The organism is Methanofollis formosanus, assembly GCF_019633745.1.
Taxonomy (GTDB): Archaea; Halobacteriota; Methanomicrobia; order Methanomicrobiales; family Methanofollaceae; genus Methanofollis; species Methanofollis formosanus.
Window position 1 is genome coordinate 1,258,616 of the sequence record NZ_CP037968.1, and the last position, 25,615, is coordinate 1,284,230.

A 25,615-nucleotide genomic window follows, 5' to 3' on the forward strand; every position below is an offset into this window, starting at 1 on the left:
CCCCGTCCTATCTTCTCGCGAGAAGGCAGAACAGATTCAAGGATGAGGGGATGGCACGGTCTGATCACCACGCTGTCCCCGCTGTCATGACCCCGGAGATAGAACTGGCATGAGAGAGAGCCGATCTGTAGCAGGAGCACGCCACTCTTCGCCGCCACCGTCCTATCTTCTCGCGAGACAGCAGAACAGATCATGTGACAGAGGGCGGCACGTTCTAATCACCACGCCGTCCCCGCTGTCATGACCCCGAAGATCGAACCCGCACAGAAGAGCACCGATACTCCGGATCATTTTCATAGCCCCCAGGCATACCGGACGGACAAACATTCCACACCGATCGCCGGGGCTCGACCCCTCGCACCCGGACAAACCAACGAACCGAACGAACAGAAAAGAAAAAAAATTTAGCCGAAGAGGGCACCGAGCCCGGCCATACCGGACTCTTCCTTCTCCTCTTCCTTCTCTTCCTCTGCCTCTTCCTCGGCCGGAGCGGCCTCGGCAGGGGCGGCGGCGGCCGGAGCGGCAGCGACCGGAGCGACGGCGGCCTTGGAGATGGCCTCCTCAATGTCCACACCGTCGAGTGCGGCCACGAGGGCCTTCACACGGGCGTCGTCAGCTTCGATACCGGCAGCGGAGAGAACGGCCTTGACATTCTCCTCGTTGATGTCCTTGCCTGCGTTGTGCAGGAGCAGTGCAGCGTAGATGTACTCCATGATTTTCACCTATCTCAAATTACAATCTTGAATTTTATTCGTGTTCATCCGAAGAGAGCCCCGAGACCGGCCATTCCGGACTCTTCCTTCTCTTCCTCTTCCTCTTCTTCCTCTTCAGCGGGGGCTTCCTCAGCAACCGGCGCCGCGGCTGCGGGTGCGGCTGCAGCAGCCGCTAAAGCCTGCGTGATCGACTCGTCGAGTTCGAACCCGCCTTCCGAGGCCTTCATGGCGATAGCAAGCATCTCGCGGTATGCCCGCCCGACGATGAGGTCGGCGACATCCTTCTCGTAGATACACGCCTCGACTGCCAGGTTCCTGGCTTCCTGTGCCGCCTTGCCGATGATCGTCTCGGTCGTCGTCGGCGTCAGGATCGTTGCGTTCACCGAGAGGTTGAATGCCTGCTGGGCCGCGAGCGTAATCTGGTTGAGGTAGACCGTCTCGTCGATCGCCAGCGTCTCGGGCGCGAAGATCGTGCCGTCGTGGAACGCCGCCTTGAGGATAAGGCCCACGTCCATCGGCTTGATATCGAGCTTTGCCAGCACGCCGGCCATCTTCGCATCGATGACCTGGCCCTTCTTGACGACCGTCTTGGTCTCCCTGATCTTGACCTTCCCGCCCTCGATCATCGCCGGAATCCCGGCCTGCTGGAGTTCACCGACGATCGGACCCGGCTTGAAGCTCGTCGGACCCTTTGCGACGACGATGTCCTCCGGCGCCGTTTCGCCCGGCTTCGCGGCCATCTTCGTCTTCGTCAGTTCCAGCTGCTTGTAGAGTTTGAAGGGGTTCTCAAGCGTGAAGATGAGCGCACTCTGCCCTGAGATGTGCTCGCCCATCTCGACCGCCTCACCGCCGATCTCGTCGAGCGCACGGTGCGTGAGCGTCTTGCGAGCCATCTTGATCTCGGCGACCCCGCGAAGGTTCTGCCTGATGTCCTGGAGCTGGCTTGCCGGAATCCCGTGCATATCGACCAGCCCGACCACCGGGTACTTCGCGAAACGCTCCTTGATCTCCTCGACCTGCTCACGCTTCCACGCAGGCAGGTGGTGCGTATAGAGTGCCATCTCAGATCACCCTCACTGCCGGGCCCATCGTCGTCTTGACGTAGACCGAGCGGATGTTCTGCGGACCCTGCTCCAGCGCCCCCTCAATCCTCTTGAGGATCACGTCGATGTTCTCCGCGATCTCCTCGGGCGACATCTGGGTGCTGCCCACCGGAGCGTGGAAGACCTTCTTGTCCTTGGACCGGATCTTCACCGACGTCTTGAGCCGCTCGATGATCGGGCGGACATCCGTCCCGGTCGGGACCGGCGTCGGCATCCTGCCGCGAGGACCGAGCCTCGGACCGAGCCAGCGACCGACCAGTCCCATCACGCTCGTCTCGGCCAGGAAGAAGCGATACTCGTTCGCGACCTTCCGTGCCTCGCGGGGCTCGCCGCCGAGCCGCTCGATCTCCTCGGGGCTGATGATCAGGTCGACTCCGGCCTCTTTGGCCTGCGTCGTGATCTCGCCCTTCCCGAGGACAGCGACCTTGATCGGGGTGCCCAGACCGTTGGGAAGATTAATAGTCTCGTCGATACGGTTTTTGGGCTGCGCCATATCGATGTTCCGGAGGTTGATGGTAATATCAACGCTCTCCTGGAACTTTCGTTCGGGCGCAGTCTCAAGGGCCGTCTTCACGGCCTCCAATATCTGTTGTTTCTCAACCATTGAGGACCTCCATAGTCTGCGACCTTGTTCGATCTCCTATGGATGAATACCGATTACTCCTCAAGGGCGCCGTCGAACTCGCCCGCATCGATAGCGGCCAGCATCTCCTTGGGTGCACGGCCTTCGACCGTCACACCAACTGAGACACAGGTCCCGACGACCTCTTTCACTGCCGTCTTGAGACGGTAGGAGAGCATGTCGTCGAACTTCATGCGTGCGATCCTGACAGCGGCCTCGAGCGGCAGATCACCCACAAACTGGGTGGCAGGCTCTCCGGACCCCTTCTCGATACCAACCTCTTTCATGACCAGGGCCGTCGTCGGCGGAATACCGACCGTGACAGTGAAGTTCTTCTTATCGTCGACTTCAATCGTCACCGGCACCTGCATGCCATTGAACTCTGCGGTCTTCTTATTGATCTCGTCAATAACCGCTTTTACGTTGATACCGAGGGGACCCAGGGCAGGACCAATAGGCGGACCTGCAGTTGCTCTGCCTCCGGGTACCAATACCTCGACCGTTTCTGCCATAGCTATATCACCATGCGTTCCCCGCTAGGGTACTGTGCTTGGGTTGACTAAGGTTTCCTCGGCCGACTATTAAAACTATCACTTTCGCATGAAAAGAGCAGGGGGAGGATCAGGATTCGCCCCGGTCGATCACCCTGACATTGTCGCCGCGCACGGTGATCGGGATCGGGACCATCGACTCGTAGAGTTCGACGGTAATCTCCTCTTTGTTTGAATCGACCCTTTTTACCACGGCCTTCTCGCCCTTGAACGGCCCGGCGATCAGTTCGACGATGGTCCCCTCGTCGATCCCGGAGACCGCCGGTTTGGGCTCGAGATAATGGGCGATCTCGTCCATCTTCGTCTCGCCGGGCACCACCGTCCGGGCGCTCGGCACGCTCTCGATCAGTTCGGCGATACGCGCAAAGGGTTCGGCCGCCTCGATGAGGACGTAACCCTTCAGTTCGTCGGGCGAGACGACGGAGAGCACCTTGAACGAAGGGTCGTGCAACACCGTACGATAGATCCCGTCCACTACCGAACGTTCCTGTTTTGCCGTCGTCTTGACGGCAAAGATCCTGATCTCGGAATCCTCAGTCATGGGCATCAGCGCATCGGCGCGGTCATGATCACGTAGATGATGAACCCTAAGAGCCCGATGAGGAACACCCCGATCGCCGCCACGAGGGCGATCTTGGTGAACTCATCCCGGGTCGGCGTCCGCGCCAGCTTCAGGACGCGCATGTACTTTTTGAAGAACTCCTCGTTGATGGAGCTCATCTTCACTGACTCAGTGCTGATAGCCATATATATATTTCACCTCAGGAAGTCGATGTCAAATTCCTTGGAAACTCTGGGGAGAGATTTGCGTTCGTTACGCCCATATATTTGTGGGGAGTTGACCCCGGTGACCACCAGCATGGTGCGCATACTGCCCTCCATTTCGGGGTCGACCTGCGCGCCCCAGATGATCCGCGCACTCGGATCGATGCGGTCGTAGACCTCCTGCACCACGCCTTCGGCCTCGGACATCGTCATGTCCGGGCCGCCGACGACGTTGACGAGCGCGGCGGTCGCGCCCGAGATGTCGACGTCGAGGAGGGGGGACCGCAGCGCCTTCTTGACCGAGTCGGCCGCCTTGTCCTCGGAGTCCGACTCGCCCATCCCGATCATGGCGACGCCGCCGCGTTCCATGACGGTGCGCACGTCGGCGAAGTCCAGGTTCACCAGACCGGGCACGGTGATCAGTTCGGTGATGCCCTTCACGGCCCGCATCAGCACCTCGTCGGCCACCTTGAAGGCCGCGTGGAGGGGGAGGCGCGGGACGACTTCGAGGAGGCGGTCGTTGGGGACAACGATGACGGTGTCGGCCACGTCGCGCAACCGTTCCAGGCCGGCCTCGGCGTTCTCCGCCCGGATCGTCCCTTCTGAGGTGAACGGCAGGGTGACGATCGCGATGGTCAGGGCGCCCTCCTCGTGGGCGGCCTTGGCCACGACGGGCGCGGAACCGGTGCCGGTCCCGCCGCCGAGCCCGGTCGTGATGAAGACCATGTCGGCCCCGCCGAGGGCGGCCTTGATCTGGTCTTCGTTCTCGAGGGCGGCCTCTTCGCCGATCTGGGGGATCGACCCGGCGCCCAGGCCGCGGGTCCGCTGCCTGCCGATGAGGATCCGCGTCTCGGCCTTTGTCCTGATCAGGTGCTGGGCGTCGGTGTTGACCGCCACCAACCTGGCGCCGGTTACTCCTTCCTCGGCGATCCTGCTCATCGTGTTCGAGCCGCCGCCGCCGCACCCGACGACGACGACTTCGGTCCTGAGATCGCGCAGGAGCGCTTCCAACTCGTCATCGGGCTGGACGGGCGCTTCGAATTCCTCTTGTGCCCGTGACAATGCCTCTTCAACAATGGACTTCATTGATATACCTCTCCAACCCCGGAATATGGATGCGGGTCACACTGCTCGACTGGACCATGGACGGGGTGACCGTCGCGTCCCCGATCTCGACGGCACGGCCGCTGGAAAGTTTCCCAAAGAGGGGGCCTTTCGGAACTCCCAGCGCCCGGGCCTTGCCGGGATCAAAACGGGTCCTGGTGATGACGAGGTCGTCCCCGTCGGCAGCAGTGCTCCACCGTACATCTATGATTTTAATACACAGGGATATGACATCATGTATTATTTCTTCGCTTTGATTTTTGAAGGTGATGAATGAAGGGGCGGTGGTGCCGGTCGGGGTGGCGATGAAGGCCGCCGAAAGACGGTCGAGGCCGTCCCTGAAGGCGTGCGGGTCCGTTCGTTCGGCTTCCCGGACGAGGTCTTCGGGGATCTGAGCCTCGATGAACTCCCCTTCACCCTCCAGTCCGCCGGGATGGACCCGACCGCCCGGGACGGTCTGCTCGGCCGCGGCCCTGAGCGCGGTGTAGGTCTCCCAGGAGAGGGTGCCGATCTCGGTGATCTCTCCTTCCGAGAGGACCGGCACGTCGAGGGCCGAGAGGTGCGCTTCGGTCGTCGTGATCTCGTCTCTGGAGAGGGCCTTGCGGTCGAGATAGGCGGCGACCGCCCCGGTCTCCTCGACCATCGCGGCGATGAGGGCGCGGTCGAGGTCAGGGACGACGCGCGAGGGGGCGATGTGTCCGAAGGCGCCTCTCGAGGTGAGGGTGATCTCGGTCTGCCGCACCGCGTAGTGAGTCCCGCCGAACCCGACGAGCGGGATCACCGGGGCGGGCACGGCCTCGAGGACGGCGCGCGCGGCGGCGTCGGCGGCGGCGGGGTCGTTCCACTCGGTCTCGGTCGACCCGATCTCGACGAAGAGGGAGGGGGTCGAGAGGGCGGTCGGGCCGTGGTGGGTGGCCTCATAACCGGCCCGGTATCCGGGCGGGGCGTGGCGGGCGAGGCCGCGGAGGACGGCGTGCATCATGGCCGGGGCCGCCGGCGGGAGGGTCCGGGCCGCGCCGCCGTACACGGCCTCGCCGAAGTTGCCGGTGACGTGAACGGTGAGGGCCGGGACGGGGTGGGTGCTCGTGTGCCTGGAGAGGAAGACCAGGAGGTCGGCGCCGAAGTCCCGGTCGACCTCTTCGGCGTAGATGAGTCTCCCCTCGGTTTCGTGGAAGGTGAGGTCGGCGGCCCGGAGAAGGGGCCAGTCCTCCCGTTCCCTGAGAAGTTCCTTCAGCCGCCGGGCCAGGTTGGTGCCGGCCGGGTCCAGACGGGATGAGAGGAGGGCGATATGCATACCTTATGATCGGTGCCGCAGGGCTAAAGTCTTGCCAGGGGGGGAGAGAGATCCGGGGATGGGCCGCCCGAACCCCGGCTGCGCCCCCCACCCGGACAGGCAGAGCACCCGAGACGACACCGGGAAAAATCCGTGCATGGCCACTGTCTTAGATCCCCCGCCCCCGTCCCCACGTCCTGTACCGTCCCCTTCTCCACAGGGGAAATGCTATCTTTTTGAAGGGCAATCTCACTTCATGGACAGAGAGTTGATCGAGAAGGCCTTCGAGGAGTTCGGGATCACCACCGAGATCCGCTGCGAGCAGGCCTTCGCCATCTGCGAAAAATACGATATCGCCAAGATGGACATCGCCAGATATTGCAACCGCCACGACCCGAAGATCAAGATCCGTGCGTGCCAGCTGGGCTGCTTCAAATGAGTCTCTTTCTTGAGGTGGTGCCGGTCGCCGAGGCGGTCGAGGTCGCCCGTTCCATCGCACCGACGGTCGGCACCGAGGAGGTCGGGCTCGAGGCCGCCCTCCACCGCGTGCTCGCGGAGGACGTCGCGGCAGGCGGCGATCTCCCCGGTTTCGACCGTTCGGTGGTGGACGGGTACGCCGTGACCGCCGGGGACACGACCGGGGCCTCGGAGGCGCTGCCCGCGATGCTCACGCTCAAAGGGAGAGTCGAGATGGGCCAGGCCCCGCCCGGCACGGTGGAGAGCGGGACCTGCTGGTATATTCCGACCGGCGGCGTCATGCCGCCGGGCGCCGACGCCGTCGCCATGGTCGAGTACTCGGAGGTGCTGGAGGACGAGGTGCTCGTCCACCGGGCGGTGGCGCCCGGCGAGAACGTCCTTGCCCACGACGAGGACTTCGCCGCGGGTGCGGTCGTCCTTCCGGCAGGCCGGCGGCTCAACCCGCAGGACCTCGGGGTGCTCGCCTCGGCCGGCGTGACCACGGTGCCGGTGAAGAAGGATCCTCTGGTAGGGATCATCTCCACCGGGAACGAGGTGGTGCCGGCCGACGCACCCCTCGCACCGGGGCGGGTGCGGGACGCCAACTCGTACCTCTGCGCCGGGTTCGCCCGGGAGCACGGGTGCGAGGCGAAGCGCTACGGGATCGTGAAAGACGACCCCGCCATCCTCAGGCCGCTCCTTTTGCAGGCGGTGGAGGAGTGCGACCTCGTCCTCATCTCGGGCGGGTCGTCCAAGGACGTGCGGGACATGAGCGCCGGGGTGATCGGCGAACTCGGTACGGTGCTCGTGCACGGGATCGCTCTTTCGCCGGGCAAACCGACGATCATCGGCCGGGTCGGCACGACGCCGGTCATCGGCCTGCCCGGCCATCCGGGCTCGGCCTACATCGTCCTCACCACGGTCGTCGCCCCGCTCCTCGCCCTCGCCGCCGGTGCGCCGGTGCCCGAGCGGCGGGTGCGGGTGCGCCTGGCCGCGAACATCCCCTCGGCGAAGGGCCGGGAGGACCATGTGCGGGTCAGGATCGAGGACGGCGAGGCGGTGCCGGTCTTCGGCAAGTCCGGGCTTCTCAACACCCTGGTCAGGAGCGACGGCGTCGTCGTCGTCCCGGCAAGTCGAGAAGGATTTGAAGAGGGCGACGACGTGGAGGTGGTCCTTTGGTAAGGCGCTACCTCGACCTCGTCTCCCTCGCGCGGGCGCTTGAAATTATCAAAGACGAGTGCGGCGGCCGGCCCCGGACCGAGACGGTCCCGCTCGAGGAGGCCGCCGGCCGGGTGACCGCAACCCCGATCTTCGCGCGGTTCTCGGTGCCGACCGTCCACATCTCGGCGATGGACGGGATCGCCGTGCGGAGTGCGGATACCAGGGGCGCGAGCGAGACGCGGGCGGTCACCCTGCCCGACGCCCTCCGGGTGAACACCGGCAACCTGGTTCCCAACGTTTACGACGCCGTCGTGATGATCGAGGACGTCTGGATCGGCGAGGACGGCACCTACACCATCAGGAAACCGGCCGCACCCTGGCAGCACGTCAGGCCGGTGGGCGAGGACATCGGGGAGTCGGAGATGATCCTCCCGTCCCTGCACACGGTCAGGCCCCACGAACTCGGGGCCCTCGCGGCCTACGGCGTGACCGAGGTGGCGGTGCTCGCCCTCCGCGCCGGGATCATCCCGACGGGAAGCGAACTCGTGCCCCCCGGCACCAGGCCGGGGCCGGGGCAGGCGGTGGAGAGCAACTCGGTCATGGCCGCGGCCCACCTCCGGTCCCTGGGCGTGACGCCGAAGCGGTACGGGATCGTGCCCGACGAGCCCGACCTGATCAGGGCGACGATCGAGGAGGGGATCGAGGAGAACGACATCCTCATCATCTCGGCCGGGTCGTCGGCGGGGACGCGGGACTTCACCGCCTCGCTCATCGACGAACTCGGCGAGGTGCTCGTGCACGGCGTCGGGATCAAACCGGCCAAGCCGGTGATTATCGGGAAGATCCGGGGCAAACCGGTCATCGGGCTGCCGGGCTACCCACTCGCGGCCTTCACGATCCTGCGCGAGGTGATCACCCCGCTCGTCGCCGCGTACGGTTTCCCGGTCCCCGAGCCCGAGCGCGTCGAGGCGGCGCTCACCACCACGCTCCACTCGGACATCGGGACCGACGAGTTCGTCCTCCTCTCGGTGGGGCGGATCGGCGATTCCTGGGTGGCCGTCCCGCAGTCGCGGGGCGCGGGTGTCCAGATGAGTGCGGTGCGGGCGAACGCCGTCATGACCATCCCGTCCGCCAAAGAAGGGGTGGAAGCCGGCGAGACCGTCGCCGCCCGCCTCATGGTCCCGCGCCGGCAGGCACAGGAGGCGGTCCTGATCACCGGCAGCCACGACCCGGCCCTCGACTCCCTCGCCGACCTGGTGAGGCCGCAGGGCGTGGAGGTCCACTCCACCCATGTCGGCTCGATGGGCGGACTGCTCACCCTGAAAAAACGACAATGTCACGCGGCGCCGATGCACCTGCTGGGCGCCGACGGAGAGTACAACCTCCCGTATCTGAGAAAATATATGCCCAACGACGACCTGGTCTGCGTCTGCGTGGCCGAACGCGAACAGGGACTCATCGCGCAGGAACCGGTCAGTTTCGAGGACCTCCCGCGTCTCCGGTACGCCAACCGGCAGAAGGGCTCGGGCACCAGGATCCTCCTCGACCACCTCCTCAGGGAGCAGGGGACCGACCCGCGGACCATCGCCGGATACGACCGGGAGTTCACCACCCATCTCGGCGTCGCCCTTGCCGTGAGGTCGGGGGAGGCCGAGTGCGGGATGGGCGTATACTCGGCGGCGAAGGCGCTCGGCCTGGCCTTCACGCCGGTCGCCACCGAACGCTACGAACTGGTCCTCCGTGCCGAGATCCTGAACGACCCGCGGGTGGACGCCCTCCTCAGGGCGGTCTCCTCCGAGCGGTTCAAAGGAGTGCTCACCGCCCTCGGCGGCTACCGGGTCAGCGAGACGGGCGTGCGGCGCGAACTGCCATAAGCACCGCCTCTTCCGGGGTGAGACAGGGGACGACGCCGTCGATCTCCCAGGTCCCCACCCCGAAGACCGCTTTTTTCATCGTGAGCGCGAAGGCGATCTCGGAGAGCGTGCCGTACGCCCCGCCGACGGCGACGACGGCGTCGGCCGACCCGACGACCAGGGTGTTCCGCGCATGCCCCAGCCCGCTCCTCACCACGATATCGACGTACGGGTTCTCCCCGCTGGTCCCCGAGATGATCCCGACGGTCGTCCCGCCTCCTTCCTTCGCTCCCCGGCACGCCGCCTCCATGACGCCGCCAAGCCCTCCGCAGACGACGACGGCCCCGTTCTGTGCAAGAAGATATCCGACAGTCTCTGCGGATTCCGCCTCCTGGGACGAAGCGTTTCCGGCACCGATGACAGCGATCTGCATACCATGATCTTTGACGGCGGAGACCTAAACCCTCCCGCTGATTTTAGAAACTTATATATACTCATTCTGGTCCAGATGGGGACATGCGGGGGGAAGTCAATCTTGAACGCCGGGCTATCTCTCTTTTTTCATCCTTCCTCAGCCCCATAGGCGCGTGCGACGCGTACAGAAACCTTCGGAACACTATCGGAAGCGGAACCACCATCTACACCTTCCACCGCGTCGGCCCCCAGCGTCACGAATGGCTCATCCCGAGCATGGAGACCGCAGAGTTCGATCGGACGGTTCAATGGCTTGCCGGAACCCATCGCGTCCTCCCCCTCCACGAGGTCGTGAACGCCCTTGCAGAGGGGCGGGAACTCCCGCAGGGGACCGCCGCGATCACCTTCGACGACGGGTACCAGGACATCTACACCCACGCCTGGCCGGTGCTCCAGAAGTACGGCGTGCCGGCCACGGTCTTCCTCACCACCGACCCCGTCGACCGCCGGGAACTCTTCTGGTTCGACCGGTTCAGGCACATCATCCATACCACCCGGAAGACGAGGGTGGAGGTGGACGGACTCGGCGAGATCCCGCTCAGGACACAGGACGAGCGGTTCAGGGCGGTCACGCTCATCGAACGGTCCGTCCTCAAGGTCGCCGACGAGGCCGGGAAACTTGCGTGCATCGATGCGATCGAGGAGGACCTCCGGGTGGAACCGCCCGAGATCGGGGACGACTACATCCTCACCTGGGACCAGGTCCGCGAGATGGGGCAGGACAGCGTCAGTTTCGGTTCCCATACCGTCACCCATCCCCAGCTCACCCACATCCCTCTCAGGCAGGCGGCGAAGGAGGTGCGGGACTCCAAGGAACGAATCGAACGCGAGACCGGGAAAAAGATCCTCTTCCTCTCCTACCCCAACGGGGGCGCCGCCGACACCTCGGCGGCGATCGAAACCCTGGTCGGGGATGCCGGGTATCTCTCGGCCTTTTACGGGGTTCCGGGCCCGGTCAGGGCAGGGAACAACCTTTTCAGGCTCAACCGGATCTTCTCGGGCTGGGACTTCAACACCTTCAAGTTCTTCAGCTCCGGGGCGTTTGCCGACCTTGCCTGGTTCCATTTCAGACGGTGATGCATCATGAAGGTTCGGAGTATCAACACCGACGAGTATGAAGGCCTTGCGGCCTTCCTGGCAACGCAGGTCGAAGCCGACCCGGCAGATCTCTGGATGCGCCGGTTTGCGATGTGGTGGGACGAAAACCCCGCGATGGACGAGGAGATCCCGCGAGGGTGGACGATCGAGGACGACGACCGGGAGGTGGCCGGGTTCCTCGGGAATATCCCGGTCCCCTTCTGGGTGGACGGCAAAGAGGCCCGTGCCCGCGCCGCCTCTTCCTGGTATGTCCGCTCCGAGGTGCGCGGGGTGCTCGGGCTCCAGCTCAATATCGCCTACTCGCGCCAGAAGGACGCCGACCTCTTCATCAGGACGACCCCGAACGAACTGGTCCAGGCGATGCTCCCGCGCCTGGGTTTTAGCAGGGTTCCCTTCCCGGTCGGCGGCCGGGAGTACCTCTCGGTCCGCGACTATGGGGGGGCGGCGGCGCTGTACGGTGCGAGTCCGGGGGCCGGCGGAACAAAACGGACCCTCACCTCCATCGCTCGCGGCCCGCTCTCCGCGGTCTCTCCCCTGCTCAGGAAAAAAAACGGCGTCGCACCCGGGTCATGGGAGGTCTGCACCGGGTGCGGCGATGAGTTTGCCGCACTCTGGGAGGCGCACCGCACGCCCGGCACCGCCTCGGTGGCGCGGGACCACGAGACCCTGGAGTGGCTCTACTTCTCGGAGACCGTCGCCGATAAACGGACGGTCGTCGCATGCCGGGACGACGAGGGGGCACTCTCCGGCTACTGCGCCTTCGACCTGCTCACCCCGTACGGCGCCGGGGTGCGGGTGCTCCTCCTCCGCGACGCCTTTCTCCCGGACGGCTCGAGCGCACGGACGGCGGTCGCCGCAGGCAAAGCCCTTGCCGAGGAGAAAAAAGCGGCCACCGTCGCCTTCTGGCCGGCCTCGCCCGAGATGGAGGAGGTGCTCAGGGCCGAGACCACCACCTCCAGACCGATCGACTACAGTTACTTCTACCGCTGGGGCAGGACGGGCCCGGCCGATCTCCACCCCTCGACCATCGACCCTGACCGCGGGACGCTGTAAAGATTTTCACGTACGGGAGGGGCGAGCGGGAACACCATATCTCGCCGCCGCTCCCCGGCTATCCTTGCGCGAGACGGCGGAAAATTTCGGTGACGGGGGGACGGCACGGTCTGATCACCACGCCGTTCCGTTATCATGACCCTGAAGATAGAACCCGGAGAGGGGAAGGGCACGCCGCTCTTCGCCGCCCCTCGGCTATCTTCTCGCGAGACGGCAGAACAGATCCTGCGAAGTGGGACGGCACGGTCTGATCACCACGCCGTTCCGTTATCATGACCCTGAAGATAGAACCCGGACAGAAGAGTGTCGATCATTTCCAGCAGGATCACGCCGCCCTGTGCCGTCCCCGTCCTATCTCCTCGCGAGACGGCAGAACAGATCCTGCGAAGTGGGACGGCACGTTCGGATCAGCACGCTGTCCCATCGTCATGACCCCGGAGATAGAAGCCGGACGGAAGAGAGTTGATCCATTTTCGGAGGGAACTCGCGTGATGCCGTCCCCGTCCTATCTTCTCGCGAGATGACAGAACAGATCGTGCGAGAGGGGGCGGCACGGTCTGATCATCACACCGTTCTGTTGTCGCGACCCCGAAGATAGAACCCGGACGGGAGAAAGTTGATCCATTTTCGGAGGGAACACGCGTGATGCCGTCCCCGCCCTATCTTCTCGCGAGACGGCAGAACAGATCGTACGAGAGGGGACGGCATGTTTGGATCATCACGCCGTCCTGTTGTCATGACCCCGAAGATAGAACCCGGACAGGGGAAGGGCACATCACTCTTCGCCGTCCCCGCCCTATCTTCTCGCGAGACGACAGAACAGATCTTGCTAGAGGGGACGGCACGATCGGATCACCACGCTGTCCCCCCGTCATGACCCCGAGGATAGAACCCGAACGGGAGAAAGTTGATCCATTTTCGGAGGGAACACGCGTGATGCCGTCCCCGCCCTATCTTCTCGCGAAAGAACAGAACAGATCGTGCGAGAGGGGACGGCACGTTCTGGTCAGCACGCTGTCCCCCCGTCATGACCCCGAAGATAGAACCGGGACGGGAGAGAGCCGATCGATTCTCAGAGGGGCACACCACTCTTCGCCGTCCCCGCCCTATCTTCTCGCGAAAGAACAGATAAGATTCGGGAATGAGGGGACGGCATGTTCGGATCATCACGCCGTCCTGGTGCCATGACCCCGAAGATAGAACCCGGACAGGGGAAGGGCACGCCGCTCTTCGCCGCCCCCGCCCTATCTTTTCGCGAGATGACAGAACAGATCGTGCGAGAGGGGGCGGCATGTTCTGGTCACCACGCCGTCCCCCCGTCATGACCCCGAGGATAGAACCCGGACGGGAGAAAGTTGATCCATTTTCGGAGGGAACACGCGTGATGCCGTCCCCCGCCCTATCTTCTCGCGAGACGGCGGAAAATTTCGGTGATGAGGGGACGGCACGGTCTGATCAGCACGCCCGTCGTTCTCGACACCCCGCCCGCACACAAAGGTGGGAAACCAGAGAGAAGATCAGAGGGCGGTGCCGTCCCCCGCCCCCCCTCTCCCGCGGTTCGGTCCGATCTCCTCGTACCCGCCGACCTCCTCCCCGGCCCGGATGGCGGCGACCACCGCCTTCAGCCTGACCAGGTCCACCTTGTCGGAGGCGTTGAGGGGCATCGACTCCGCAAAGACCACGACCTTCGGAACCTTGTACGACGGGAGGGAAGACTGGCAGAGCCTCATGATCTCGTCGCGGAGCACTCCCGACGGCGCCCCGACCGGCTGGACCACGGCGACCGCCGCCTCGCCCATCAGTTCATCGGGCACTGCGACGACCGCCGTCTCGCTCACCGCCTCCAGGGTGTTGATGAGATCTTCCACCTCCCGCGGGGTGATCCGGTGCCCCGCCGACTTGATGATGGTGTTGCCCCGCCCCTTGAAATAGACGTACCCGTCCTCGTCGACGGTCCCGAGGTCGCCGGTGTACAGCCTGCCGTTCTTCAGTTTCGCCGCGGTCGCCACCGGGTCCCTGAAGTAACCCTGCATGGGCGTCCTGCTCAGGACCGTGATCTCGCCGATCTCGCCCGGGTCCACCGGTCGGCCGTCCGGGCGGAGAACCTCCAGGGCGACGCCCGGCATCCCCCTGCCCAGCGACCCCATCCTCTCGAGGACCAGCGCCGGGTCGAGGACCGAGATCCTGGCCGTCGCCTCGGTGGCGCCGTAGTAGATGAAGAGATCCTTCTCAGGGAAGGCGTCGGTGATCATTCTGACGTACTTCTCCTCCAGGTACCCGCCGCCGCAGGTCATGTACCGGAGCGTCGGGAGAGCCTTCTTGAGGAACGGCGTGCGGTGGATCAGGATCTGGTAGGTGCTCGGCACGCCGTAGATCCCGGTGCAGCCATAGTTCTCGATCTCGGAGATGACGGTCCCGAGGAAGATCGCGGTGTGCAGGACCACGCTCCCGCCGACCCGGAGATGGGTGTGGAGGACCGAGACCCCGTAGCAGTAGGTGAAGGGCAGGACCGCACACGCCCGGTCTTCTTCGGTGAGGCGCATCACCTCCAGGATCGCTTCAGAGTTGGTCACCAGGTTCCAGTGGGAGATCATCACCCCCTTCTTCTCCCCGGTGCTCCCCGAGGTGAAGAGGATCTGCGCCGTCTCGTCGTCCGCCGTCTCGACCACCCACTCCTCGTCGGTCACCGGGAGTGCGGCACAGTCGGCCTCCGAGAAAAGCGGCCACCCGTCCCGGACCTTGGGGCGGTACTTCTCCTGGACGCAGCAACACGCGAACTCGCAGAGGTCGCCGATCTTTTCGAGTTGATCTTTTGCGACCCTCGTCTCGACGAGCACCGCCGTGTTCCCGCTCTTCATCGCGGCGAGGTAGCAGAGGGAGAAGTAGAGACTGTTCTCCGCGAGGACCAGGATCCGTTTCCCCCTCCCGCAGGTCTGCCCGAAGTGGCGGGCCAGGGCGTTCACCTTCCTGAAGAGGTCGCGGTGGGTGATCGTCTCCGTCGGCCCGGCGATGAAGAGGGCGTCGCGCTCCCGGCTCTTCTCCAGGAGATAGTCGACGAAGTTCATTCCTCTCCCTCCTCGAGGTGGGAGAAGACGACCGCTTTGACCCTGCCGAAGTCCTCCATCTCCACGATCTCCTCCATCTCCAGGGTGATCCCGAAGGCCTCCTCCAGGGCCGCCACCAGTTCGAGGTGCTTGAGCGAGTCCCAGAGTTCGTGCGAGTTGTAACCGATATCGTCGGAGAGGTCCGATTCCCGTACACCGATCACGTCGCAGAATATCTTCTCTATCCTCTGTTGTTGTGGTCCCTTCTCCATCCGTCCCCCTCCGTCGCAAGCGCACAGGCGAGCGCAATGTCCCCATCGTGCGAGAGACTGACGAGGACAGTGACCATACTTGCATCACGACATATTAAAGTAACGGAGGGCACCCCTGACGGCCCGTTGGTGATCTCGATTTCGTTCATTGCAATGCCGTCGATCCCCATGGAGGAGAGGGCTTTGGTCACCGCTTCCTTGCCGGCGAACCTGGCGGCGAGGTGGGGGGCCGGATGCTCCTTCGAGAAACAATACGCGATCTCTTTTTCGGTGAAGACGCGTTCGAGGAAGCGGCGGTCGCGTTCCGGGGTCTTGCCCTCGAAACGGCTGATCAAAACGACGTCGGTGCCGATGCCGGGGGTCATCAGGGCGGAGATGGTGCGGCGGGGGATATAGATGTTGTGGAGTGGGGGAGCGTCGAAGAGGTGAGACGTCCCCTGCCGTCATCGATCGCTTTTTTCTCTTCGGAATATTTTCCGGACCGATATCCCGTTGGTCCCGCCGGAACAAAATGATCGTTATTATATACTCGTTTGGAAATTTTACCCATTATTATGTACTGCCAGACCTGTGGTGATCTCATTCCCGACGACTCCGCCTTCTGCCCGTCATGCGGGAAGCGCCTGGTCTCCGCCACACCCCCCGCTGAAGAAGCGCCCGTCGAATACGCCGGGTTCATCAGACGGGTCGCGGCATGTATCCTGGACTCCCTCGTCATTACGGCATTATTCTTTGTGCCGGCCACCCTTTTCGGCTTCATCCTCACAATCTTCATGGATTCTTCACAGGTCTTTTCGCTGCTGCTTGAGATCAAACCCATCATCTATATCATCGCGTTCATCTTCTCCTTCTTCTACTACGCCTACCTGGAGAGCTCGCAGCGGCAGGCCACCGTCGGCAAGAGAGCCATCGGGATCGCGGTCACCGACGCCGACGGGGAGCGGATCTCGTTTGGCCGCGCCACGGTGCGGTATATCGGCAAGTTACTCTCCGAACTCTTTTTCCCGGTCTTCTTCATCATCGCTGTCACCAGGAAGAAACAGGGGCTGCACGACATGGCGGCCGGAACGCTGGTCGTCAAAAAGAGGGTGTGAACCATGTACTGCCGGAAGTGCGGGGCAAAGATCGCCGACGACACCCGATACTGCCACCGGTGCGGGGCGGCCGCCGACCCCGAGGAAGCGAGAGAACCCACACCCGCACCGACGGCCACGCCGAAGAAGGTCCACATCTTCGACCGCGGAACACCCCTCTGGGCATGCGTCGGCATCGTCTTCTGCCTCGTCTTCGCCGTCTTCTTCGTCGGCGGCGACGAAGCATGGGAGACCGAGATGGGGCCCGCGATCAGGAACGCCACCGACTACCAGGAGCCGGCCACCCGCGACTTCGCCCTCGCCCTGGTCAGGGCCGAGAACGCGGGCGAGTTCAACATCGCGCAGGTCTGCGACATCTGGGAAGAGGTCTACGAAGAATGGACCTATGTCGACGACCCGAGGGGCACCGAGTACTTCTCTCCGGCAAGCCGGACCATCGAGGCCGGACTCAAAGGGGACTGCGACGATTTCGCCGTGCTCCTGACCGCCCTGATGGCAGCAATCGGCGGCGAGGCGCGGGTCGTCGCCGCCTACGATCTCTCCGGCAACGGCCACGCCTTTTCAGAGATCTATGTCGGCGACGACTACGAGGATCTCAAAGGCGCCGCTCACTACATCTGCGACCGCTACGAGTGCACGACGATCTGGTACCACTGCCGGGAGAGCCTGATCGGGACCGAGTACTGGATCAACCTTGACTGGCAGAACGACCATCCAGGCGGTTACTTCTTCCCCTGCGACGACGCCTTCGCCGTCTATATCGACGGGACCGAGGAGTACCTCACCGGCGACGGGGATCCGGTCAGGAGCATCCGGTGCTGGACCGGGGGGTGAGCGGGCGGCGGTGTGGGGAGGGATACCGTCGGGGAGACGGTCGAGCCACTCTCCTCCTGGTCTGCAGGCTTTCGCCCCCCCGGCTCTCCTCATGAAGATTGAAACAGGACGGCAGGCACTCGATCAAAGAAGGCCATCCTCACCTGATCCTCCCTTCAGCAATCCCCCGTCCATAGCCATCGCAGGGGTCCGGGGGCGCTCGTCCCCCGACGAAGGGACGGCCGTACACTTTTCATGAAGATCGGTGCGAGAGAACAGACAGACAATCAAAATAGAATAAACATGTCACGACTCTCCCTGGTCCCTTCCAAAAAAAGGTGGGAGGTCTATCTCCTCCTCCACACGACAACGCCGACGACGAGGATCGCAATCGCCCCGCCGACGACGAGCAGCATCGTGGGGAAGGGGGGGTCGGTTGCAGGGGTCGCCGGGCCTGCGGCCGCCGGCGTCGCCAGCGTCTCGACGGTCTCCGCCGCTGCGGCGGGCGTCATCACCGGGGTCGAGAGCGGCGAAGGTTCGCCGCCGATCGCAAAGAGGAAGAAGCCCGGACTCCTGGCCGAGAAGTGCCAGGAGGTCTCGTCCTCCCCGTCGACGCTGGTCGGGAGAGGCTGCCACCCGTCGTTGTCGTAGCGGTACAGCGCCACGTCCGCCGGGTCGATGCCGTGCTCCTCGAGCCAGGTCTTCGGGACGCCGAAGGAGACAACGATCTCCTCGATCGCGTCCTCGGTCGTGTGGTAGAGCGTCACCTCGTCGTACTCGTAGACCGTGCCCGCGGGTGCGTCGACGCCTGAGGGTCGACCGGTCTTTTCGATGGTTATCATGACCTTCGGGATATCTTCTCCGGCGGTCACCCTGACCTCGTAGATGCTCATGCCCTTCATCTTCATGGAGGCGCTCTCTCCGGCAGGGATCGACCCGGTCGACCCGGCCGAGATGGGTGAATGGCCGCTGTTGGATTCAGAGGATGGAGTGGCCGGGGGTGCGTGGACGGTGACGTGTGCGGTGGTGGTGTTGACGAATGTGCCGGTGCTCACGGTGAGGACGAGCGGGTAGGTGCCGGCCTTCTCGTAGGTGACGCTCCGGTTGATCTCGGCCGGGCTTGCGCCCTCGACCGTCCGGCCGTCGCCGAGGTCGAGGTGCCATGTCTCAGGCATCCCATCGCCGCTGACATTGATGCCGAGGGTGAAGGGTGCGTTGCCTTCGGTGGCCGAGAGGTGGAGGACGGGTGCGGGCATGCCGACGGTGACGTTCACGGTGCGGACGAGGGTGACGAGGTCGCTCCCTTCGCCCCATCCCGCCGTCAGGGTGGCGGTGTATGTCCCGGCCTTCTCGTAGGTGTGAGACGGCCAGTAGCACGGGCTCGATTCGTTGCCGTCGCCGAAGGTCCAGGTGTGGCGGTCGGGTTCGGGGTCGGGGAACCAGGTGTCGAAGGAGACGTTGAGGGGTGCGAGGCCCTGCCGGGGTCTCGCGTAGCCCCGGATCTCGACCTCGCCGACCTCGACGATCACCGGTTCGGTCGCACCGACGGAGAGATTGATCACTGCCCGTCCGTAGGTCGTCGCCCCGACGATCTCGACGGTGTGGTTCCCGGCCGGGAGGAAGAATGCATCCGAAGGCGGGGTGGGTGCGTTGGCGGCTCTCACCGGTGCGGGGGCCGGGAAGTGGTCGGCGGTGCGGGTGGTGTTCGTGCCGTCGATATGGACGAACCCGCCGTGAGCGGAGGCGCGGACGAGCACGGTGCCGCGGTCCCCGCCGGTCGCCAGCGGGAGGTGGTCGGTGCCGAGGCCGGGGATGGTCAACGGTTGGTCGCAGATGCCGTCGCAGTCGATGTCAGGCCCCCATTCGGAGATGTTCTGTTCCGGATCATTGAGCCAGAGGTTGCCGCCGAGGTACGGGCCGCCCGCGATGGTGGTGCCGCGGGTGCGGGTGGCGTTGAGGACGCCGGTGGAGTGCTCGGCACGGACGTTGGTGGGGTTCTCGAAGCGGCAGTCGGCGACGAAGGTGTCGTTGCACCAGGAGAGATGAGTCCCGCCGCCGGCGGGTGCGTCGTTCCCGGTGAACACCGTCCTCTCCACCGAGAGGTTGTCGACCGCTCTGGCAGAGAGCGCACCGCCGGATTGGTCTGCCGCGTTCCCGGTGAAGGTGCAGTCGGCGATGGCGAAGTGCTGTAAGGGAACTTTGCTGGATCCGCAATGCCCGGTGACGTTGATCGCACCGCCCGCATGGGCGGCGCGGTTGCCGGCGAAGACGGAGGTGTTGAGCGTGGCGGCATCGCATTGATAGAAGTATGCGCCGCCGCCGTCGTCCGCACTGTTCCCGTCAAAGGAGAGGGCGGTGAGCATGGCTTCATCGCAGTCCACGAGGTATGCCCCGCCGCCGAACTTCTCCGCGGTGTTGTTGACGAAGGTGGCGCCGGCGAGCACGGCCGCGGGGAGGGCGGCGCGATAAGATCCCGCAAAGTATGCCCCGCCGCCGAATCCTGCGGCGTTGCCGATGAAGGCGGTGCCGTTGAGCGTGGCGCAGGAGCCTTCGGCAATGTAAAAGCGTGCGCCGCCGCCCTGGTTGGGGGCGGTGTTGTCGGTGAAGGCGGTGTCGGTGATGGTGACGGGCCCATGTGAATACAAGAAGTCCGCCCCGCCGCCGCAACTGGAGGCGCGGTTGCCGGTGACGGTGGCGTTGGTGAACACGGAGTCGTTGCAGAAGAGGAACTGTACCCCGCCGCCGAATCGTGCGACGTTGTCGGTGAAGGTGGTGTCGGTGAGCACGGAGTCGTTGCAGGAGAGGAACCGTGCCCCGCCGCCGTACCGGGTGGCGTTGTTGCCGGTGAATGCCGTCCTCTCGATCAGGAGGTCGTCGACGTACCCGGCGGAGAGCGCACCGCCGAATGCATCGGTTCCGTTCGCCGCGTTCCCGGTGAAGGTGCAGTCGGCGATGGTGAGGCGAGATGTCCCGGTGGCGTTGACCGCACCGCCGGCCTCTGTTGCAATGTTGTCGGTGAAGGCGGTGACGGTGAGCATGGTGTTATTCGACCGGAAGATGTTGGCGCCGCCGCCGTACCGGGCGCGGTTGTCGGTGAAGTGCGTGTTGGCGAGTGTGGCGTTGTCGGAGAAGACGAACTCGACGCCGCCGCCGTCATGCCCGGCGGTGTTGCGGGTGAAGGTGGTGTTGGCGAGGGCGGCGGCAGGGGTCTTGAAGAAGAGGGCGGCGCCGCTGTCGCGGGCGGCGTGGTTGTCGGTGAAGGTGGTGTCGGCAAGGGCGGGCGCGGTGCAGGAGACGAAGCAGGCCGCGCCGCCGTGCTGCGTCGCGTTGTTCCCGGTGAACTGTGTCCTCTCGACCGAGATGTCGTCGACGAACGCGGCCCCGAGCGCACCGCCGCACGCCTCGGTTCCGTTCACGGCGTTGCCGGTGAAGGTGCAGTCGGCGATGGTGAGGCGCGATGTCCTGGCGGCACTGATCCCGGCGCCCAGGCCTTCTTCGTCGTCCAGGCGGTTGCCCGAGATGTCGAGGCCGCGGAAGGTGGCGTTGGGTGCGGTGACGGTGAAGGCGGGGGCGGTGTGGTTGGTGCTGGTGATGAGCGGTTTGACGGGCGAGCCTTCCCACTGTCGGATGGTTACGTCGGAGGCGTTGATGACGATCCCGCCCTCGTACGCCTGCCCGGCCATGCCCCAGATGTGGATGGTGTCGCCCTCGCCGATCTCGGGGATCTCCTGGAGACTGCTGAAGTTCCCGCTGATCGTCGAGACGTACCAGTCTATCGGGTGGGTGCTCTCCATGAGGTCGAAGGTGAGGGGGTCGTTCTCGCCGGCGGTGATGGTGAAGTCCTGCTCACAGGTGAAGAACCCTTCCTTGTGCACCGAAACGGTGTGGTTCCCAACGGGGAGGTAGAAGGCGCCGCCCGCGGTGCGGGTGGTGTTGGTGCCGTCGACGGAGACGAAGGCGTCGGCGGGGGTGGCGTTGATCTGGACGGTGCCGCGGTCGGGGTCGTAGATCAATGGGAGTTCGTCGGTGCCGAAGTTCGGGATGCTCAGGTTTTCGTCGCAGATGCCGTCGAAGTCGGCGTCCTTACCGCACTCCGAGATGTTCTGCGCCGGATCGTTCAGCCAGAGGTTGCCGCCGAGGTACGGGCCGCCGGCGATGGTGGTGCCGGAGGCGTAGGTGCCGTTGAGGACGGCGGTGGAACCGCGTGCATGGATGTTGGTGGGGTTGTCGAAGCGGCAGTTGGTGAGCGTGGCGGCAGTGCAGCCTCCGAAGCCTGCCCCGCCGCCGCCCTGTCCGGCGGTGTTGTCGGTGAAGGTGGTGTCGGTGAGTGTGGCGCCGGTGCAGAACTCGAAGTCTGCTCCGCCGCCGTAGTCGCCTGCGGTGTTGTCGGTGAAGGTGGTGCCGGTGATGTTGGCGGCATTGCAGAACTCGAAGATTGCTCCGCCGCCGTCGGAGGATGCGGTGTTGCCGGTGAAGGCTGTTCCCTCGACCAGGAGGGCGTCGACGTATTTGGCAGAGAGGGCGCCGCCGTCTGTGTTCGTCCCGTTCACGGCGTTGTCGGCGAAGGTGCAGTTCGTTATGGTGAGGCGCTGTAAGAGGTCTCCTGAAGTCCCGACGGCGTTGATCGCGGCGCCGTTGGTATCGTTCAACGTGTTCCGCGAGATGTTGAGGTCGAGGAACGTCGCGTTGTCGGCGGTGACGGTGAAGGCCGGTGCGGTCTGCGAGATGGTGGTGATGAGCGGTTGGACTGGCGAGCCTTCCCACCGTTTCACGGTGACGTGCGGTTTGCCGATGACGACCCCGCTATCGTACGCGTGGCCTTCGACGCCCCAGACGTGGATGGTGTCGCCCGTGCCGATCTCGGGGATCGCGGAGATGGTCGTGTAGTTGCCGGTGATCGTCGAGACGTACCAGTCCATCGGGTGGATGATCTCGATGAGGGTGAAGTCGAGGGGGTCGTTCTCGGCGGGGGAGACGGTGATCTTCTGTTCACCGGCGAAGTAGCCCGCCTTGTGCACCGAAATCGTGTGGTTCCCGACCGGGAGGTAGAAGGCGTTGCCCGCGGTGCGGGTGGTGTTGATGGTGTCGACGTAGACGAAGGCGTCGGCGGGCGTGGCGTTGATCACCACGGTGCCGCCGCCGTGCATGAGGGGGAGGTGGTCGGTGCCGAAGGCGCCGAGGGACAGCGGTTGGTCGCAGATGCCGTCGAAGTCGGCGTCCGCGCCCCGCTCGGAGATGTTCTGCGCGGGGTCCTGGAGCCAGAGGTTGCCGCCGAGGAAGGGCCCGCCGGCGATGTTGGTGCCGCGGGTGCGGGTGGTGTTGAGGGCGGTAGCGGCGGAAAATTCTGCATGGATGTTGGTGGGGTTGTCGAAGCGGCAGTTGGTGATGGTGGCGTCATCGCACCCAGAAAAGCATGCCCCGCCGCCGTCGTCAGTTGCGGTGTTGCCGGTGAAGGTGGTGCCGGTGAGCGTGGCGGCATAGCAGCCGAGGAATAATGCCCCGCCACCGTTGGTTGCGTTGTTGCCGGTGAAGGTGGCGTTGGTGAGCGCGGCATCATTGCAATTAAAGATCAATGCCCCGCCGCCGTTGGTTGCGTTGTTGCCGGTGAAGGTGGCGTTGGTGAGCGTGGTGCCATCGTAATTAGTAGCCCCCGAACCCCAGAAGCATGCGCCGCCGCCGTGGAGGGTTGCGGTGTTGCCGATGAAGGTGGTGCCGGTGAACGTGGCGTAATCGCAATCCTCGAAGAATCCGCCGCCGCCGTTGGTTGCGTTGTTGCCGGTGAAGGTGGTGGTGGTGAGCGTGGCGGCATAGCAACCACTGAAGTATGTCCCGCCGCCGCTGCCGGATGCGTTGTTGTTGGTGAAGGTGGTGCCGGTGAGCGTGGCGAAAGAGCAACTACTGAAGGATGCCCCGCCGCCGGAGGATGCCGTGTTGCCGGTGAAGGTGGTGTTGGCGAGCGTGGCGGCATAGCATGACTTGAAGCGTGCCCCGCCGCCGCTGCCGTCAGTCGCGCTGTTGCCGGTGAACGCCGTCCCCTCCACGAGGAAGGCGTCGACGTACCGGGCAGAGAGCGCACCGCCGCTTGCTCCCATCCCGGTCACCTTGTTCCCGGCAAAGGTGCAGTTCGTTATGGTGAGGCGCTCCAGGTGGCCGGTATAAGTCCCGAAGGCGTTGATCCCGGCACCGCGGCTTTGATCATAGTTCAGGTGGTTCTCAGAGATATTGAGGTCGAGGAAGGTGGCGTTGTTCGCGGTGACGGTGAAGGCCGACGCGCCGGAGCGATTGGTGATGAGTGGTTGCACCGGCGAACCCTCCCACCGTTTCACCGTCACGTTCGGTTTGTCGATGACGAACCCGCCCTCGTACGTATGCCCGGCCACGCCCCAGATGTGGACGGTGTCGCCCGCGTCGAGGTCGGTGATATTCAGGAGACTGGTGACGTTATCGTCACCGCCGAACTTCGAGACGTACCAGTCCTTCGGGTGTTCGACGGTCGGCTGGAGATCAAAGGTGAGGGGGTCGTTCTCGCCGGGGACGATGGTGACCTGCTTCTCGGCGGGGAGGTAGCCCTCCTTCTGCACCGAAATCGTGTGGTTCCCGACCGGGAGGTAGAAGGCGTTGCCCGCGGTGCGGGTGGTGTTGGTGTTGTTGACGAAGACGAAGGCGTCGGCGGGGGTGGCGTTGATCACCACCGTCCCGCCGCCGTGCATCAGCGGGAGGTAGTCGGTGCTGAAGATGCCGATGCCTGAGATGGTCAGCGTTCCGTCGCAGATGCCGTCGAAGTCGGCGTCCGCAGCCCGCTCTGAGATGTTCTGTTTGGGGTCCTGGAGCCAGAGGTTGCCGCCGAGGTACGGGCCGCCGGCGATGTTCGTGCCGCGGGTGCGGGCGGTGTTGAGAACAGCGGAGGACACCGTTATTGCATAGATGTTGGTGGGGTTGTCGAAGCGGCAGTTGGTGATGGTGGCGGCATCGCACTCGTAGAAGTATGCCCCGCCGCCGTCCCTGACTGCGGTGTTGCCGGTGAAGGTGGTGCCGGTGAGCGTGGCGGCATTGCACCACCAGAAGCCTGCCCCGCCGCCGTGTTGTGCGGTGTTGTTGGTGAAGGTGGCGTTGGTGAGCGTGGCGGCATAGCAGTCGTAGAACCATGCCCCGCCGCCGCCGTCGTCTGCGGTGTTGCCGGTGAACGCCGTCCCCTCGACCAGGAGGTCGTTGACCAATAGGGCATAGAGCGCACCGCCGTATGTATTCGTCCCGGTCACTGTGTTCCCGACAAAGGTGCAGTTCGTTATGGTGAGGCGCTCCAGGTGGTTTCCTATTCCTGAAGACCCGACGGCGTTGATCCCGGCGCCGCCCTTACCGTTCAACTGGTTGTCGGAGATGTTGAGGTCGCGGAACGTCGCGTTGTTCGCGGTGACGGTGAAGGCCGGCGCCGTGCCGGAGCTATTGGTGATGAGCGGTTGCGCGGGCGAACCCTCCCACCGTTTCACCGTCACGTTCGGTTTGTCGATGACGAACCCGCCCTCGTACGTATGCCCGGCCGCACCCCATATGTGGACGGTGTCGCCGTCGCCGAGATCGGTGATATTCAGGAGGCCGGTGACGTTCCCGTTACCGGTCGCGGAGACATACCAGTCCCTCGGGTGACCAGCACCGGCGCCGTCCGCCAGGACGACCGCCGGCGGGGCGGCCGCCGGAGCGGGTGCGACGGTGACATTGATATCGACCGAAGAAGTGTTCGTGACCGACGCGCTCTCGTTGACGGCGGTGAGGCCGACGACGTGGGTGCCGGGTTCGTGGAACGTGTGATTGAAGGTCGATTCGTTCCCGACCGCCGCGACACCGTCGACCGTCCAGGTCCAGAGGTCGACCGCGAGGCCCTGCACCGCGGCGGTGAACCGCACGGTGAGCGGCACCGGGCCGGTGGGCGGATCGGCGGCGAGCGAGAGGTTGAGCGCCGGGGCGGTGGCGTTCGTGATGTTCAGAGGTGGTTCGGGTGGCGCAATGGTTTCGGACGGCCCCGCGCCATCCTCGTCGCCGGCGACCGGCAGGACGAGACAGACCAGAACCGTCAGTAAAACGATGAAAAGAGCTACATTTTTCCGGAAGGGGGGATTTTTGTTCATTTCAGGCCTCCTCGGGAAACGAACGCCGGCATCATGGGGTATG

Annotated in this window: 20 protein-coding genes; 7 read left to right on the forward strand and 13 right to left on the reverse strand. The window is 64.5% G+C overall.

Annotated features, from left to right (window positions below; all coding sequences use genetic code 11):
- Positions 1-404: 404 nt before the first annotated feature.
- From rpl12p to E2N92_RS05710, 8 genes are all read right to left on the reverse strand, one after another.
- Positions 405-713, reverse strand: coding sequence for a 50S ribosomal protein P1 (gene rpl12p, locus E2N92_RS05675; protein WP_220682716.1), 309 nt, complete (start codon positions 711-713; stop codon positions 405-407).
- A gap of 44 nt (positions 714-757) precedes the next feature.
- Positions 758-1,774: a 50S ribosomal protein L10 gene (locus E2N92_RS05680; protein ID WP_220682717.1), complete on the reverse strand. Its 1,017-nt coding sequence runs from the start codon at positions 1,772-1,774 to the stop codon at positions 758-760.
- Position 1,775: 1 nt separating this feature from the next.
- Positions 1,776-2,420 (reverse strand): 50S ribosomal protein L1, encoded by a 645-nt coding sequence (locus E2N92_RS05685; protein ID WP_220682718.1) that lies wholly within the window; start codon positions 2,418-2,420, stop codon positions 1,776-1,778.
- Positions 2,421-2,473: 53 nt separating this feature from the next.
- The gene (locus tag E2N92_RS05690; protein WP_220682719.1) at positions 2,474-2,950 is read right to left on the reverse strand and encodes a 50S ribosomal protein L11; all 477 of its coding nucleotides are present in this window, start codon (positions 2,948-2,950) and stop codon (positions 2,474-2,476) included.
- Between the two features lie 109 nt (positions 2,951-3,059).
- On the reverse strand, positions 3,060-3,536 hold the full coding sequence (locus E2N92_RS05695) for a transcription elongation factor Spt5 (RefSeq protein WP_425515761.1): 477 nt from the start codon (positions 3,534-3,536) through the stop codon (positions 3,060-3,062).
- On the reverse strand, positions 3,536-3,736 hold the full coding sequence (locus tag E2N92_RS05700; RefSeq protein ID WP_220682721.1) for a protein translocase SEC61 complex subunit gamma: 201 nt from the start codon (positions 3,734-3,736) through the stop codon (positions 3,536-3,538). Before E2N92_RS05700 ends, E2N92_RS05695 begins: the two co-directional genes overlap by 1 nt.
- Before the next feature lie 9 nt (positions 3,737-3,745).
- A complete protein-coding gene (ftsZ, locus tag E2N92_RS05705) occupies positions 3,746-4,840 on the reverse strand; it encodes a cell division protein FtsZ (protein WP_220682722.1) in 1,095 nt (364 codons plus the stop codon).
- A complete protein-coding gene (locus E2N92_RS05710) occupies positions 4,824-6,152 on the reverse strand; it encodes a D-aminoacyl-tRNA deacylase (RefSeq protein WP_220682723.1) in 1,329 nt (442 codons plus the stop codon). Before E2N92_RS05710 ends, ftsZ begins: the two co-directional genes overlap by 17 nt.
- Positions 6,153-6,387: 235 nt before the next feature.
- Between E2N92_RS05710 and E2N92_RS05715 the strand changes: the two genes are divergently transcribed.
- The 3 genes from E2N92_RS05715 to E2N92_RS05725 are packed head-to-tail and all read left to right on the forward strand — an operon-like array spanning position 6,388 to position 9,622.
- Positions 6,388-6,570: a hypothetical protein gene (locus E2N92_RS05715; RefSeq protein ID WP_220682724.1), complete on the forward strand. Its 183-nt coding sequence runs from the start codon at positions 6,388-6,390 to the stop codon at positions 6,568-6,570.
- A complete protein-coding gene (locus E2N92_RS05720) occupies positions 6,567-7,769 on the forward strand; it encodes a molybdopterin molybdotransferase MoeA (protein ID WP_220682725.1) in 1,203 nt (400 codons plus the stop codon). Before E2N92_RS05715 ends, E2N92_RS05720 begins: the two co-directional genes overlap by 4 nt.
- Positions 7,763-9,622, forward strand: coding sequence for a molybdopterin biosynthesis protein (locus E2N92_RS05725; protein ID WP_220682726.1), 1,860 nt, complete (start codon positions 7,763-7,765; stop codon positions 9,620-9,622). Before E2N92_RS05720 ends, E2N92_RS05725 begins: the two co-directional genes overlap by 7 nt.
- Here E2N92_RS05725 and E2N92_RS05730 read toward each other — a convergent pair.
- A complete protein-coding gene (locus E2N92_RS05730) occupies positions 9,588-10,034 on the reverse strand; it encodes a TIGR00725 family protein (protein WP_220682727.1) in 447 nt (148 codons plus the stop codon). The two genes, E2N92_RS05725 and E2N92_RS05730, sit on opposite strands and share 35 nt — an antisense overlap.
- 83 nt (positions 10,035-10,117) lie before the next feature.
- On the opposite strand from E2N92_RS05730, the gene E2N92_RS05735 reads away from it, so the two are divergent.
- Positions 10,118-11,152 carry a polysaccharide deacetylase family protein gene (locus E2N92_RS05735; protein WP_220682728.1) on the forward strand — a complete coding sequence of 345 codons (1,035 nt, stop codon included), beginning with the start codon at positions 10,118-10,120 and terminating at the stop codon, positions 11,150-11,152.
- A gap of 6 nt (positions 11,153-11,158) precedes the next feature.
- Positions 11,159-12,226 (forward strand): hypothetical protein, encoded by a 1,068-nt coding sequence (locus E2N92_RS05740; RefSeq protein ID WP_220682729.1) that lies wholly within the window; start codon positions 11,159-11,161, stop codon positions 12,224-12,226.
- Positions 12,227-13,743: 1,517 nt separating this feature from the next.
- On the opposite strand, the gene E2N92_RS05745 is transcribed toward E2N92_RS05740, so the two are convergent.
- Genes E2N92_RS05745 through acpS form a run of 3 tightly spaced genes read right to left on the reverse strand, consistent with a single transcriptional unit; the run spans position 13,744 to position 15,907 of the window.
- The gene (locus E2N92_RS05745; protein WP_220682730.1) at positions 13,744-15,291 is read right to left on the reverse strand and encodes a class I adenylate-forming enzyme family protein; all 1,548 of its coding nucleotides are present in this window, start codon (positions 15,289-15,291) and stop codon (positions 13,744-13,746) included.
- On the reverse strand, positions 15,288-15,542 hold the full coding sequence (locus tag E2N92_RS05750) for an acyl carrier protein (protein ID WP_220682731.1): 255 nt from the start codon (positions 15,540-15,542) through the stop codon (positions 15,288-15,290). The genes E2N92_RS05745 and E2N92_RS05750 overlap by 4 nt, the downstream gene beginning before the upstream one ends.
- Positions 15,512-15,907 (reverse strand): holo-ACP synthase, encoded by a 396-nt coding sequence (acpS, locus tag E2N92_RS05755; protein WP_220682732.1) that lies wholly within the window; start codon positions 15,905-15,907, stop codon positions 15,512-15,514. The genes E2N92_RS05750 and acpS overlap by 31 nt, the downstream gene beginning before the upstream one ends.
- Positions 15,908-16,096: 189 nt before the next feature.
- Here acpS and E2N92_RS05760 point away from each other — a divergent pair, with 189 nt between their 5' ends.
- A complete protein-coding gene (locus tag E2N92_RS05760) occupies positions 16,097-16,636 on the forward strand; it encodes an RDD family protein (RefSeq protein ID WP_220682733.1) in 540 nt (179 codons plus the stop codon).
- A 3-nt stretch (positions 16,637-16,639) separates the two neighbouring features.
- Positions 16,640-17,470 (forward strand): transglutaminase-like domain-containing protein, encoded by an 831-nt coding sequence (locus E2N92_RS05765; protein ID WP_220682734.1) that lies wholly within the window; start codon positions 16,640-16,642, stop codon positions 17,468-17,470.
- A gap of 326 nt (positions 17,471-17,796) precedes the next feature.
- Here E2N92_RS05765 and E2N92_RS05770 read toward each other — a convergent pair whose 3' ends face one another.
- Positions 17,797-25,572, reverse strand: coding sequence for a NosD domain-containing protein (locus E2N92_RS05770; RefSeq protein ID WP_220682735.1), 7,776 nt, complete (start codon positions 25,570-25,572; stop codon positions 17,797-17,799).
- Positions 25,573-25,615: the final 43 nt, after the last annotated feature.

Coding starts and splice junctions, on each gene's coding strand:
- rpl12p (WP_220682716.1), bottom strand. CDS start 713: ATGGAGTACATCTACGCTGCACTGCTCCTGCACAACGCAGGCAAGGAC.
- E2N92_RS05680 (WP_220682717.1), bottom strand. CDS start 1,774: ATGGCACTCTATACGCACCACCTGCCTGCGTGGAAGCGTGAGCAGGTC.
- E2N92_RS05685 (WP_220682718.1), bottom strand. CDS start 2,420: ATGGTTGAGAAACAACAGATATTGGAGGCCGTGAAGACGGCCCTTGAG.
- E2N92_RS05690 (WP_220682719.1), bottom strand. CDS start 2,950: ATGGCAGAAACGGTCGAGGTATTGGTACCCGGAGGCAGAGCAACTGCA.
- E2N92_RS05695 (WP_425515761.1), bottom strand. CDS start 3,536: ATGCCCATGACTGAGGATTCCGAGATCAGGATCTTTGCCGTCAAGACG.
- E2N92_RS05700 (WP_220682721.1), bottom strand. CDS start 3,736: ATGGCTATCAGCACTGAGTCAGTGAAGATGAGCTCCATCAACGAGGAG.
- ftsZ (WP_220682722.1), bottom strand. CDS start 4,840: ATGAAGTCCATTGTTGAAGAGGCATTGTCACGGGCACAAGAGGAATTC.
- E2N92_RS05710 (WP_220682723.1), bottom strand. CDS start 6,152: ATGCATATCGCCCTCCTCTCATCCCGTCTGGACCCGGCCGGCACCAAC.
- E2N92_RS05715 (WP_220682724.1), top strand. CDS start 6,388: ATGGACAGAGAGTTGATCGAGAAGGCCTTCGAGGAGTTCGGGATCACC.
- E2N92_RS05720 (WP_220682725.1), top strand. CDS start 6,567: ATGAGTCTCTTTCTTGAGGTGGTGCCGGTCGCCGAGGCGGTCGAGGTC.
- E2N92_RS05730 (WP_220682727.1), bottom strand. CDS start 10,034: ATGCAGATCGCTGTCATCGGTGCCGGAAACGCTTCGTCCCAGGAGGCG.
- E2N92_RS05735 (WP_220682728.1), top strand. CDS start 10,118: ATGCGGGGGGAAGTCAATCTTGAACGCCGGGCTATCTCTCTTTTTTCA.
- E2N92_RS05740 (WP_220682729.1), top strand. CDS start 11,159: ATGAAGGTTCGGAGTATCAACACCGACGAGTATGAAGGCCTTGCGGCC.
- E2N92_RS05745 (WP_220682730.1), bottom strand. CDS start 15,291: ATGAACTTCGTCGACTATCTCCTGGAGAAGAGCCGGGAGCGCGACGCC.
- E2N92_RS05750 (WP_220682731.1), bottom strand. CDS start 15,542: ATGGAGAAGGGACCACAACAACAGAGGATAGAGAAGATATTCTGCGAC.
- acpS (WP_220682732.1), bottom strand. CDS start 15,907: ATGACCCCCGGCATCGGCACCGACGTCGTTTTGATCAGCCGTTTCGAG.
- E2N92_RS05760 (WP_220682733.1), top strand. CDS start 16,097: ATGTACTGCCAGACCTGTGGTGATCTCATTCCCGACGACTCCGCCTTC.
- E2N92_RS05765 (WP_220682734.1), top strand. CDS start 16,640: ATGTACTGCCGGAAGTGCGGGGCAAAGATCGCCGACGACACCCGATAC.
- E2N92_RS05770 (WP_220682735.1), bottom strand. CDS start 25,572: ATGAACAAAAATCCCCCCTTCCGGAAAAATGTAGCTCTTTTCATCGTT.